Origin of the sequence: Salmonella sp. 32020114201800008SM, assembly GCF_017572025.1 — a bacterium.
GTDB classification, from domain to species: Bacteria; Pseudomonadota; Gammaproteobacteria; order Enterobacterales; family Enterobacteriaceae; genus Salmonella; species Salmonella enterica.
In genome coordinates this window covers 200211-213241 of sequence record NZ_JAGEQM010000007.1, presented here as the reverse complement: position 1 = coordinate 213241, position 13031 = coordinate 200211, and the positions used below count along the sequence as shown (strand labels likewise).

The following is a 13031-nucleotide window of genomic DNA, read 5'->3' as shown; positions in this document are numbered from 1 at the left end:
AGAAAAATATGTTAATTAGTAATGTGGGAATAAATCCCGCCGCTTATTTAAATAATCATTCTGTTGAGAATAGTTCACAGACAGCTTCGCAATCCGTTAGCGCTAAAGATATTCTGAATAGTATTGGTATTAGCAGCAGTAAAGTCAGTGACCTGGGGTTGAGTCCTACACTGAGCGCGCCTGCGCCAGGGGTATTAACGCAAACCCCCGGAACGATCACGTCCTTTTTAAAAGCCAGTATTCAAAATACCGACATGAATCAGGATTTGAATGCTCTGGCAAATAATGTCACGACTAAAGCGAATGAGGTTGTGCAAACCCAGTTACGCGAGCAGCAGGCAGAAGTCGGAAAGTTTTTTGATATTAGCGGAATGTCTTCCAGTGCCGTTGCGCTGTTGGCTGCCGCGAATACGTTAATGCTGACGTTGAACCAGGCTGATAGCAAACTGTCTGGTAAGTTGTCATTAGTCAGTTTTGATGCAGCTAAAACGACAGCAAGCTCCATGATGCGCGAAGGGATGAATGCGTTGTCCGGTAGTATTTCCCAGAGCGCGCTTCAGTTGGGGATCACTGGCGTGGGCGCCAAACTGGAATATAAGGGGCTGCAGAATGAAAGAGGCGCGCTTAAACATAATGCCGCGAAGATCGATAAACTGACCACTGAAAGCCACAGTATTAAAAACGTGCTGAACGGGCAGAATAGCGTCAAACTCGGTGCTGAAGGCGTCGATTCTCTGAAATCGTTAAATATGAAGAAAACCGGTACCGATGCGACGAAAAATCTTAATGATGCGACGCTTAAATCTAATGCCGGAACCAGCGCCACGGAAAGTCTGGGTATTAAAGACAGTAATAAACAAATCTCCCCTGAACATCAGGCTATTCTGTCGAAACGTCTTGAGTCTGTCGAATCCGATATTCGTCTTGAGCAGAATACCATGGATATGACCCGAATTGATGCGCGCAAGATGCAGATGACGGGCGATCTGATTATGAAGAACTCGGTCACGGTCGGTGGTATTGCAGGGGCGTCCGGGCAGTACGCCGCTACTCAGGAACGTTCCGAGCAGCAAATTAGCCAGGTGAATAACCGTGTTGCCAGCACCGCATCGGACGAAGCCCGTGAAAGTTCACGTAAATCGACCAGCCTGATTCAGGAAATGCTGAAAACAATGGAGAGCATTAACCAGTCGAAAGCATCCGCACTTGCTGCTATCGCAGGCAATATTCGCGCTTAATCTGAAAGGTCATCTATACGCCATCATGGGTGTGATTTAATCGCGCTCCTGATGGCGAACTGGGGATATTATGCTTAATATTCAAAATTATTCCGCTTCTCCTCATCCGGGGATCGTTGCCGAACGGCCGCAGACTCCCTCGGCGAGCGAGCACGTCGAGACTGCCGTGGTACCGTCTACCACAGAACATCGCGGTACAGATATCATTTCATTATCGCAGGCGGCTACTAAAATCCAGCAGGCACAGCAGACGCTGCAGTCAACGCCACCGATCTCTGAAGAGAATAATGACGAGCGCACGCTGGCGCGCCAACAGTTGACCAGCAGCCTGAATGCGCTGGCGAAGTCTGGCGTGTCATTATCCGCAGAACAAAATGAGAACCTGCGGAGCGCGTTTTCTGCGCCGACGTCGGCCTTATTTAGCGCTTCGCCTATGGCGCAGCCGAGAACAACCATTTCTGATGCTGAGATTTGGGATATGGTTTCCCAAAATATATCGGCGATAGGTGACAGCTATCTGGGCGTTTATGAAAACGTTGTCGCAGTCTATACCGATTTTTATCAGGCCTTCAGTGATATTCTTTCCAAAATGGGAGGCTGGTTATTACCAGGTAAGGACGGTAATACCGTTAAGCTAGATGTTACCTCACTCAAAAATGATTTAAACAGTTTAGTCAATAAATATAATCAAATAAACAGTAATACCGTTTTATTTCCAGCGCAGTCAGGCAGCGGCGTTAAAGTAGCCACTGAAGCGGAAGCGAGACAGTGGCTCAGTGAATTGAATTTACCGAATAGCTGCCTGAAATCTTATGGATCCGGTTATGTCGTCACCGTTGATCTGACGCCATTACAAAAAATGGTTCAGGATATTGATGGTTTAGGCGCGCCGGGAAAAGACTCAAAACTCGAAATGGATAACGCCAAATATCAAGCCTGGCAGTCGGGTTTTAAAGCGCAGGAAGAAAATATGAAAACCACATTACAGACGCTGACGCAAAAATATAGCAATGCCAATTCATTGTACGACAACCTGGTAAAAGTGCTGAGCAGTACGATAAGTAGCAGCCTGGAAACCGCCAAAAGCTTCCTGCAAGGATAACAGAAGAGGATATTAATAATGGTTACAAGTGTAAGGACTCAGCCCCCCGTCATAATGCCAGGTATGCAGACCGAGATCAAAACGCAGGCCACGAATCTTGCGGCGAATCTTTCCGCAGTCAGAGAAAGTGCCACAACGACGCTGTCAGGGGAAATTAAAGGCCCGCAACTGGAAGATTTTCCCGCGCTGATCAAACAGGCGAGTCTGGATGCATTGTTTAAATGCGGGAAAGACGCTGAGGCGTTAAAAGAAGTTTTTACCAATTCAAATAATGTCGCCGGTAAGAAAGCGATAATGGAGTTTGCCGGGCTCTTTCGTTCAGCGCTCAACGCCACCAGTGATTCTCCTGAGGCGAAGACGCTACTGATGAAGGTGGGGGCAGAGTATACCGCGCAAATCATAAAAGATGGCCTGAAAGAAAAGTCAGCTTTTGGGCCATGGCTGCCAGAAACAAAGAAAGCGGAAGCGAAGCTGGAAAACCTGGAAAAGCAGCTGTTAGATATTATCAAAAATAACACTGGTGGTGAATTAAGTAAATTATCGACGAATCTTGTTATGCAGGAGGTGATGCCCTATATTGCCAGCTGCATTGAACATAACTTTGGCTGTACGTTAGATCCGTTAACCCGCAGCAATCTTACGCACCTTGTTGACAAAGCGGCGGCGAAGGCGGTTGAGGCGCTTGATATGTGCCACCAAAAATTAACGCAAGAGCAGGGTACCAGCGTAGGACGGGAAGCCCGGCACCTTGAAATGCAAACGTTGATACCCCTGCTGCTACGTAATGTTTTTGCACAAATTCCTGCAGATAAACTGCCTGACCCTAAAATTCCGGAGCCTGCGGCTGGACCAGTACCTGATGGTGGGAAAAAAGCAGAACCTACGGGTATTAATATCAATATTAATATTGATAGCAGTAACCATAGCGTGGATAACAGTAAGCATATTAACAATAGCCGAAGCCATGTCGATAATAGCCAGCGCCATATCGATAATAGCAACCATGATAATAGCCGGAAGACGATTGATAATAGCCGAACATTTATTGATAACAGCCAACGCAATGGCGAGTCACACCATTCGACTAACAGCAGCAACGTAAGTCATAGTCATTCGCGTGTGGATTCGACTACGCATCAAACGGAGACGGCACACAGCGCCAGCACAGGGGCAATTGACCATGGCATCGCGGGTAAAATTGACGTCACGGCTCATGCGACGGCAGAGGCTGTGACCAACGCTTCATCCGAAAGTAAAAATGGAAAGGTGGTCACGTCAGAAAAAGGCACTACGGGTGAAACACCCTCTTTTGATGAAGTCGATGGCGTAACCAGCAAGAGCATTATCGGCAAGCCGGTACAGGCCACGGTGCACGGCGTTGATGATAATAAACAGCAAAGCCAGACGGCAGAGATTGTGAATGTGAAGCCGCTTGCCAGTCAACTGGCTGGCGTCGAGAATGTTAAAATCGATACCTTACAATCAGACTCGACGGTAATTACAGGTAATAAAGCCGGTACGACCGATAATGATAATAGCCAGACAGATAAGACTGGCCCATTTTCTGGTTTGAAGTTTAAGCAAAATAGTTTCCTCTCAACAGTACCGAGCGTTACGAATATGCATTCAATGCATTTCGACGCCCGTGAGACGTTTTTGGGTGTGATACGTAAAGCCCTGGAGCCAGATACCTCCACACCGTTCCCTGTACGCAGAGCGTTTGACGGCTTGCGTGCGGAAATATTACCCAATGACACGATAAAGAGTGCAGCGTTGAAAGCGCAATGTAGCGATATTGACAAGCACCCAGAATTGAAAGCGAAAATGGAGACTCTCAAAGAGGTCATTACTCATCATCCACAAAAAGAAAAACTGGCTGAGATTGCACTGCAGTTTGCCAGAGAGGCGGGGTTGACCAGGCAAAAAGGGGAAACTGACTATGTGTTAAGTAATGTGCTGGACGGCCTTATCGGAGACGGTAGCTGGCGAGCTGGCCCGGCTTACGAGTCATACCTGAATAAACCTGGTGTGGATCGGGTTATTACTACCGTTGATGGCTTGCACATGCAGCGTTAATTAACCGGGAAAGATGCGATGAATATGGATATTGAAGCAAGAGTCAAAAAAGTGATCACCTCCTGTATTGCCGTTGATGTTGATAGTATCAATGGTCAGACCCATCTGGTTGAGGATCTTTACGCTGACTCATTGGATTTAATTGATATTGTATTTGGTCTTAGTGAGGAGTTTGACATTAGTTGTAATGAAAACGATCTTCCTGATATGACGACCTTTGCGGATATATGCCGTGTTGTTAAAAAAAGTCTTGAGTCCAGGGTGTAGTATTTTTCTCTCGCTCGACAACAATTGAACAAGATTAATTGTTATGAAAATCATCACACATGTAGTACCCGGTTCAGGTATGGCTGCAATATATGATGATATTGCTGACAGTCCGCGTTTTGTTATTAAAGGCAAGTTACGTCATGTTGAAAATGATCCGAAGGAACTGCTGATATGTGTTCCGATGCGTAGTGAATGGTTATTCTACTGGATTAAAGGAGAGAAATATTGCGCCCGGCGATGGGCGCGAAAATGCATCAAAACATCATGTAACCAGATTAAATTTGAAGAAGCAATCTTATAAAAGATATAATTAAAGAGGAAAGTAAATTGCAAGCACACCAGGATATTATCGCTAATATTGGTGAGAAATTGGGTTTACCGCTCACTTTTGACGACAACAATCAGTGCTTATTACTACTCGATAGCGATATTTTTACGTCTATTGAAGCTAAAGATGATATCTGGTTATTGAACGGCATGATTATACCGTTATCGCCTTTTTGTGGCGATTCTATCTGGCGGCAGATTATGGTGATTAATGGTGAACTGGCTGCGAATAATGAAGGTACGTTAGCGTATATTGATGCCGCAGAGACGTTGTTGTTTATACATGCAATTACCGATCTGACAAATACTTACCATATTATATCGCAGCTTGAGTCATTTGTGAATCAGCAGGAAGCGCTCAAAAACATACTGCAGGAATATGCTAAAGTATGAGGAGAGAAAATTGAATAATTTAACGTTGTCTTCGTTTTCAAAAGTTAGTGTGTCGAATGATGCCCGACTTTATATTGCTAAGGAAAATACTGATAAGGCATATGTTGCGCCTGAAAAATTTTCGTCAAAAGTATTAACCTGGCTTGGAAAAATGCCGTTATTTAAAAACACTGAAGTGGTGCAAAAACATACGGAAAATATCAGAGTACAGGACCAAAAGATTTTACAGACATTTCTCCATGCACTAACGGAAAAATATGGGGAAACAGCGGTTAATGACGCACTGTTAATGTCCCGTATAAATATGAACAAACCCCTTACCCAACGTTTAGCAGTGCAGATCACGGAGTGTGTAAAAGCTGCTGACGAAGGGTTTATAAACCTTATTAAGAGCAAGGATAATGTTGGTGTCAGGAATGCCGCTTTAGTCATAAAAGGCGGCGATACAAAAGTGGCAGAAAAAAATAACGATGTTGGAGCAGAAAGTAAGCAACCTTTACTCGATATCGCGCTAAAGGGACTTAAAAGAACATTACCGCAACTGGAACAAATGGATGGAAATAGCCTGCGAGAAAACTTCCAGGAGATGGCTTCAGGTAACGGCCCGCTGCGTTCATTAATGACGAATTTACAGAATTTAAATAAAATTCCAGAGGCTAAACAACTTAATGATTATGTTACAACGTTAACAAATATTCAGGTCGGTGTAGCCCGGTTCTCACAATGGGGAACCTGTGGAGGAGAGGTTGAGAGGTGGGTTGATAAAGCCTCTACTCATGAATTAACCCAGGCTGTAAAAAAAATTCACGTTATTGCTAAAGAACTGAAAAATGTTACAGCTGAACTTGAGAAAATAGAAGCCGGCGCGCCAATGCCACAGACGATGAGCGGACCGACACTGGGCCTGGCACGATTTGCGGTCAGCAGCATTCCAATTAATCAGCAAACCCAGGTGAAACTGAGCGATGGAATGCCTGTGCCAGTGAATACGTTAACTTTTGACGGTAAGCCTGTGGCATTAGCCGGTTCGTACCCAAAAAATACGCCGGATGCGCTGGAAGCGCATATGAAAATGCTTCTTGAAAAAGAATGCTCGTGCCTGGTGGTGTTAACGTCGGAAGATCAGATGCAGGCAAAACAATTACCACCCTATTTCAGAGGGAGCTACACCTTTGGCGAGGTGCATACCAACAGCCAAAAAGTGAGCTCAGCCAGTCAGGGAGAAGCGATAGACCAATACAATATGCAACTGTCCTGCGGGGAAAAGCGGTATACAATCCCGGTATTGCATGTGAAAAATTGGCCAGATCACCAGCCGTTACCGTCTACGGATCAGTTAGAATACCTGGCGGATAGGGTGAAAAATAGTAACCAAAATGGCGCGCCGGGGCGTAGTTCATCAGATAAGCATTTACCGATGATTCATTGTCTGGGCGGAGTGGGGAGAACCGGAACGATGGCGGCGGCCCTTGTACTTAAGGATAATCCTCATAGTAATCTGGAGCAGGTACGTGCAGATTTCCGGGATTCACGGAACAATAGAATGCTGGAAGACGCCTCACAGTTTGTACAACTAAAAGCAATGCAAGCCCAGTTGCTTATGACGACGGCAAGCTGATAAAAACATAGCTTACTTTTAGAACTATCTGAAAGTAAGCTATTTCTGTATAATTATTTGTTTGCCGCGATAGAAAGTCTTTTGTTTTTCTCTTCTGCTGACATTCCTTTTAATTTTCTGTAATTCTCCCAAATTTTTTTAGCATAACGTTTCCTTATATCCGATCGTTTCGGCGACGTCCCGGCATTATAAGCGCCAACGGCCTCCCAGCTATAACCGTAGATTTTCATCATATCTGATAAAATGGAGGCGCCCACAATGACAGAAATGCAGGGGTCCTGTAACAACTGTTTTTCACTAATCCCCATTTTTTTCAGCCTTTTCATATGGAAGCTGTTAATTTGCATCAGGCCAAGATCGGTTGAACCATCTCGGTTATGACCAATGGCGCCAGGTTTCATCGCCGATTCCTGCTGGGCGATAGCGTAAAGTAGTTCGGATTCAATATTGAACATTTTTTCAGCCTGAAGCCAGCAATCAGCCCATGCCGTATTTATGCTAAGCAACCAGATTACGATGATAAAAAAATAATGCATATCTCCTCTCTCAGATTTTACCGTAATTTAATCAAGCGGGGATCCTGTTTCCATCTTTTGAACCAAATATTGTCTTCGTTTTTAAATTTATTCCACATTTTCTCGGCAATAGCTTCGCCGTGGGCAACCAGCACTAACGGTAATAATCCCGGATTATTATCTATACGCTGTTCACTTTCCAGAAATTCTCTTATCGTCGGTAAGGCACGCTCACTATTCTGACAATATTCAGCGTAAAGAAGATTAACAGCAATAAGTCCTGTTATTTCCTGCGTGGATATTTCTTTAGTTAATTTTCGTGCCAGTTCATGTTTACCTTTAAGCGAAAGAAACATAACCTGCATACTTAATAATATTGGATTATCCTGCAGGTGTTGTGAGCGTAATTCATCGCCTAAACGTATAGCATCATCAATACCGGTATGATAATAGGTAATCCACAGCTTAGTGATCCCTGCGGCTGCGCGCGTTGGGTCCAATTTTAAACACTCGTTAATCGTTTGTAAGGCCTCCTCCAACTGACCAGCCATGAAAAGATTCCAGCCATAATAATATTTAATATCTGCAGAAATGGGCGAAAGTAAGTTAGCTTGTTTGAATAGCAAACTCCCGACGATGTATTCTGAGTGAATCGTATTAATTAGCCCCAGTAATCCTAAAGCTTGTGGATTATTGTGGTCCAGCTCTGTCGCCTTAATCGCATGTTCTTTAGCTTTGATCATAGCGTTTTGTTTATCAAAAATCCCCATTTGCGCCATGCTGAGGTAGCATTCTGCCAGCGCACAGTAAGGCGCAATGCTGTTTGGCGACATGTTAACGCATTGAGTCAGCAATTTAAGCGCTTGCTGTAAGCTATAGGGGGTGTATTGATTTAACTCATGCTTACCGCGTAAGTAAACCATAGTACTGTCAATCGAATTTAGCTCGCTAATCTGCTTTGTGTCCCAGCGAAGTCCGGGAATACATCTGAGCAAAAGATTCGCAATTTTGTTTTGCAAGAGAGAAGCGGGTTGGTGTTCTATCAACTTAATGCTTTCCTGGTGCAGCAGGTGATAACCTTTAACCCGAACTATCTCAATCTGTACAATATTATCATTACCATCGGGTATCATCTGCCCGGAGATATAATAATCGGGGCGTAATTGATCCATGAGCTCAAGAATATCCTTAACACTGCGGCAGTTCTTCGTAATGGTCACCGGCAGCACGCTCAGGCCAAAGGGCGCATACTGCGATAATCCCTTCACGATAGAGTAATGCAGACTCTCGGATTGAACCTGATCCTGCATCTGAAAAGGAAGTATCGCCAATGTATGAGTCGTAGGTTGCGGCGCTGGCGGAGACACCACTACGACCGGACGATTAAACCGATAGCCCTGTCCGTACAGTGTTTCAATGTAACGATGCTCTTTATCTTCCGACAGAATACGTCGTAAGGCATAAATACAGCGGGTAAGAGATTCTTCGTTAACTTCCGCGTCGCCCCATACCTGGTCCAGTAAGGTGTTTTTACTCACAATCTCGCCGGCGGCTTCGAGCAGGATGACCAGAACGGCATATTCTTTTGGCGGAATATTGACTTTCTTTTCTGAGCGTAGCAGGGAGCCGTCCATGTTGAGTATGAAATCATCAAAGACGAATTTTTTATTCGATACAGGAACAGGATTAAAATGTGGCATGATAATAGTGTATTCTCTTACAGGGTGAAAAGTTATAATAACTAATACAAGTCGTTAGGATAGAATCTACTGTTTCAGTAATTCTGCTGTTAGTACTAACGGTCAGGTTGAGCTTTTATTATGAGCTTAATGTCATATTCTACGGGCTCGGGTTTATATGTTTTTAACATTTGATTATTTAGCTTATGCCTGTGCTTTAAATAACTGACATGTTGGTAATAATATTGTTATAACTAACTGTGATTATCGAATGGACGCTGCCGTATATCCTGGTGCAGAGAGAGTCAGCGCCGGGCATCTAAATATTTACATATTTAACTTGGCCTCATTGCAATAGAGATTAGTTTTGTAGCTATCTTACTGCATTTTTTTTGGGTGTAAATGCTGCTTATTATATCTTCATGGTTAATGGTCTGATAATTACACCATCAGAACCATTTTTCTCGAAGATTTCCACTAAATGACCATTCGTTGAAAGTTTAAGAGTGTAATTTGTCTTAGGTTCCAAAATATAAATGAAAGACTGTTTATAATGGTGCGCTTATTTTTATATTTTTTTGCAAAATAATGATATCGTCTTTTCTTTACTCCCTTCAGCTATAGCGTCAAAAAGGCAGGGGGTTTATGAGCAGTATCATCCTCAGGCTGGCCCCAGGCATTATATCGATATCAGGAGGAAGAGAGGAGGTATGCCTGGCAGAAAGCTAACAAGCGTGACTGTTTCGGTATAGACCGTTCAGGCAAATAGTTCTCAGAGGGAACGGATGATGTATAAATATGAATAAAATGCCGGCCTTAATCCACAGGGTTAAAGCCGGAAGGAGATAGTGTCATCTGGACGAATTCTTACGCTGTGAATAAGGCAATATCGTTTTACCAGTCATCATAGCGATGACAAGTTCACAAAAATCGTGTTATATAATCAGCCTTACTTTAAATTACCAGAGATATCAGTATAAGCTGTCTTCCGGACAGAACAATGATATTGAATAGCCTCCCATCCTGATAGAGCGTGTTAATGCGCAGTCTGAATTTTAAATTATTACAATTTTAATAAAAATCTTTACTTGAGTGGCAGATACAAAAAATGTTAATGGTTCGCCATTTTTATGAATGTCGATGGCGTAGTTTTAAAATATTTTTTGAAACATTGAATGAAGTAGGACGTGCTATCATAACCACATTTTAATGCTACAGCATTAACATTATGGTTGCCTATGCGTAAAAGTTTTGCTGCCTGATTCATTCTTGCCGATAAGTAGATGTCGCTAAAGCTGGTACCTTCTTCTGCAAGTTTCCGTTTGAGCGTTGACGTACTCATAAATATATGATCGGCAACATCCGTAAGCTTCCACTGTCTACTGGGTGACGAAGATATAATGTTGTAAACGCGCTCCTTTAACGTTATCTGAGCCGAGCTAAGGATGATCTCATAACTCTCCGGGAGTCGGAGAAAAGCAGTAAGCAGGAACAGCAGAAAATAAGGAATTAACTCTTCATTTTCAATACAACTCTTGTTGTTACAGTTACTGCAACCTTTGCTTGTATCCTTCGTACAGGAGAACGCCGTTTTCAGATGTTCAAATACCTCTCTTCTGGCAGGAAAGTCAGGCGTATAGATGATTTTCTGCGCTTTCTCTGTGGGTACCGCCATTTTGGTTTGCTGCTCGTTTGGGATAAGTGCATAGAGAGCGCCAAGTCGTTGCGTCGGTATCTCGAGTATATCGAAATCCATGTGGCCATTGACCTCTTCAAGCGTCACGTTAACTACCTGCTCTTTTTTGAGCACCAACATCCCAGGTTCGTCACAGTAAATCGTATCGTGATTATTGCTAATCGTCAGTTTACCGCTCCGAAAGCAAACTAAAGTGAAACTGCTTACATAAAGATTTTTGATGGTAACCTGCTGAGTCTGACTTTTAATTTGCTGCCGGGTATTTGTCAAAAGTGATTTTAATTTCTGTAAGTTATCTGCGGCAGGACGCTGATGACTATTACTTACAAAGGTTACATTTTCCATATTATCCCTTTGTTGATGTTATTTTAATGTTCCTTACTGGTATCCTACTGAAAAAATCTGAGTTGTAAATGCTCTTTATTAGCGTGTGTTGGCAATGGTCTGATTGTTACACCAAAAGAACCCAAATTTGGGTAATTTATCTACAGTAGTTTAAGCCCCAATGGGGATGATGGTTCTTTTAATATGTGTTGAGACGCATTATACAGAATAAATTGATTTTATTTCTCACTTTTCATTCTATTTTCATCAGGAATCCCTGTGTCCTGTGCGGTAATCTGCTGCTATCGAGAACGACAGACATCGCTAACAGTATATATGGAAACATCAAAAGAGAAGACGATAACAAGCCCAGGGCCATACATAGTTCGATTACTTAACAGCTCACTGAACGGCTGTGAGTTTCCATTGCTGACAGGCCGAACACTCTTTGTGGTAGGTCAGAGTGATGCGCTCACTGCTTCAGGTCAACTCCCTGATATACCTGCCGATAGCTTTTTTATCCCGCTGGACCATGGCGGAGTAAATTTTGAAATCCAGGTGGATACGGATGCGACCGAAATTATACTCCATGAGCTGAAAGAAGGAAATTCTGAATCTCGTTCGGTGCAATTAAATACGCCAATACAGGTCGGTGAATTGCTTATCCTGATTCGCCCGGAAAGCGAGCCGTGGGTGCCCGAGCAGCCTGAGAAGTTAGAAACGTCTGCAAAAAAGAACGAGCCGCGTTTTAAAAACGGAATTGTAGCCGCACTGGCCGGGTTTTTTATATTGGGAATTGGGACTGTGGGGACGTTATGGATACTTAACTCGCCGCAGCGGCAGGCCGCAGAGCTCGATTCGTTATTGGGGCAGGAGAAGGAGCGTTTTCAGGTGTTGCCAGGACGGGACAAAATGCTCTATGTCGCTGCGCAAAATGAAAGAGATACGCTGTGGGCTCGTCAGGTTTTAGCGAGGGGCGATTATGATAAAAATGCGCGAGTGATTAACGAAAACGAAGAAAATAAGCGTATCTCTACCTGGCTGGATACCTATTATCCGCAGCTTGCTTATTATCGGCTTCATTTCGATGAGCCGCGTAAACCCGTTTTCTGGCTAAGCCGCCAGCGAAACACGATGAGCAAGAAAGAGCTCGAGGTGTTAAGTCAAAAGCTGAGAGCGCTAATGCCTTACGCGGATTCGGTTAACATCACGTTGATGGACGATGTTACCGCAGCAGGCCAGGCGGAAGCGGGGCTAAAACAGCAGGCGTTACCTTATTCCCGCAGGAATCATAAGGGGGGCGTAACGTTTGTTATTCAGGGGGCGCTCGATGATGTAGAAATACTCAGAGCCCGTCAATTTGTCGATAGCTATTACCGCACATGGGGAGGACGCTATGTGCAGTTTGCGATCGAATTAAAAGATGACTGGCTCAAGGGGCGCTCATTTCAGTACGGGGCGGAAGGTTATATCAAAATGAGCCCAGGCCATTGGTATTTCCCAAGCCCACTTTAATTTAACGCAAATAAGGAAGTCATTATGGCAACACCTTGGTCAGGCTATCTGGATGGCGTCTCAGCAAAATTTGATACGGGCGTTGATAATCTACAAACGCAGGTAACAGAGGCGCTGGATAAATTAGCAGCAAAACCCTCCGATCCGGCGCTACTGGCGGCGTATCAGAGTAAGCTCTCGGAATATAACTTGTACCGTAACGCGCAATCGAACACGGTAAAAGTCTTTAAGGATATTGATGCTGCCATTATTCAGAACTTCCGTTAATCAGTTATAAG

Annotated in this window: 12 protein-coding genes; 9 read left to right on the top strand and 3 right to left on the bottom strand. The window is 43.8% G+C overall.

Annotation, left to right across the window (positions count from 1 at the left end; all coding sequences use genetic code 11):
- Window positions 1-8: 8 nt before the first annotated feature.
- From sipC to sptP, 7 genes are all read left to right on the top strand, one after another.
- Window positions 9-1238, top strand: a complete 1230-nt coding sequence (sipC, locus tag J4613_RS18915) for an SPI-1 type III secretion system needle tip complex protein SipC (protein ID WP_000909019.1) — start codon at window positions 9-11, stop codon at window positions 1236-1238.
- Between the two features lie 70 nt (window positions 1239-1308).
- Window positions 1309-2340 (top strand): SPI-1 type III secretion system needle tip complex protein SipD, encoded by a 1032-nt coding sequence (sipD, locus tag J4613_RS18910; RefSeq protein ID WP_000932249.1) that lies wholly within the window; start codon window positions 1309-1311, stop codon window positions 2338-2340.
- Between the two features lie 18 nt (window positions 2341-2358).
- The gene (sipA, locus tag J4613_RS18905; RefSeq protein ID WP_001748714.1) at window positions 2359-4416 is read left to right on the top strand and encodes an SPI-1 type III secretion system effector SipA; all 2058 of its coding nucleotides are present in this window, start codon (window positions 2359-2361) and stop codon (window positions 4414-4416) included.
- A gap of 18 nt (window positions 4417-4434) precedes the next feature.
- A complete protein-coding gene (locus tag J4613_RS18900; protein WP_001055579.1) occupies window positions 4435-4683 on the top strand; it encodes an acyl carrier protein in 249 nt (82 codons plus the stop codon).
- 43 nt (window positions 4684-4726) lie between these two features.
- Window positions 4727-4987, top strand: coding sequence for a hypothetical protein (locus tag J4613_RS18895; protein ID WP_000692249.1), 261 nt, complete (start codon window positions 4727-4729; stop codon window positions 4985-4987).
- Between the two features lie 26 nt (window positions 4988-5013).
- Window positions 5014-5406 carry a chaperone SicP gene (sicP, locus tag J4613_RS18890; RefSeq protein ID WP_001748715.1) on the top strand — a complete coding sequence of 131 codons (393 nt, stop codon included), beginning with the start codon at window positions 5014-5016 and terminating at the stop codon, window positions 5404-5406.
- Entirely contained in the window at window positions 5393-7024 is a 1632-nt protein-coding gene (sptP, locus tag J4613_RS18885; RefSeq protein WP_001748716.1) for an SPI-1 type III secretion system effector GTPase-activating protein SptP, read from the top strand. Before sicP ends, sptP begins: the two co-directional genes overlap by 14 nt.
- 53 nt (window positions 7025-7077) lie before the next feature.
- Here sptP and iagB read toward each other — a convergent pair whose 3' ends face one another.
- The 3 genes from iagB to hilD all read right to left on the bottom strand — a co-directional run bounded on the left by iagB (window position 7078) and on the right by hilD (window position 11259).
- On the bottom strand, window positions 7078-7560 hold the full coding sequence (gene iagB, locus J4613_RS18880; protein ID WP_000558928.1) for an SPI-1 type III secretion system invasion protein IagB: 483 nt from the start codon (window positions 7558-7560) through the stop codon (window positions 7078-7080).
- A gap of 17 nt (window positions 7561-7577) precedes the next feature.
- Window positions 7578-9239: a transcriptional regulator HilA gene (gene hilA, locus J4613_RS18875; protein WP_001120085.1), complete on the bottom strand. Its 1662-nt coding sequence runs from the start codon at window positions 9237-9239 to the stop codon at window positions 7578-7580.
- A 1090-nt stretch (window positions 9240-10329) separates the two neighbouring features.
- A complete protein-coding gene (gene hilD, locus J4613_RS18870; protein WP_000432700.1) occupies window positions 10330-11259 on the bottom strand; it encodes a transcriptional regulator HilD in 930 nt (309 codons plus the stop codon).
- A 315-nt stretch (window positions 11260-11574) separates the two neighbouring features.
- On the opposite strand from hilD, the gene prgH reads away from it, so the two are divergent.
- On the top strand, window positions 11575-12753 hold the full coding sequence (gene prgH / locus J4613_RS18865; protein WP_000450196.1) for a type III secretion system inner membrane ring protein PrgH: 1179 nt from the start codon (window positions 11575-11577) through the stop codon (window positions 12751-12753).
- A gap of 24 nt (window positions 12754-12777) precedes the next feature.
- Entirely contained in the window at window positions 12778-13020 is a 243-nt protein-coding gene (gene prgI, locus J4613_RS18860; RefSeq protein ID WP_080087150.1) for a type III secretion system needle filament protein PrgI, read from the top strand.
- Window positions 13021-13031: the final 11 nt, after the last annotated feature.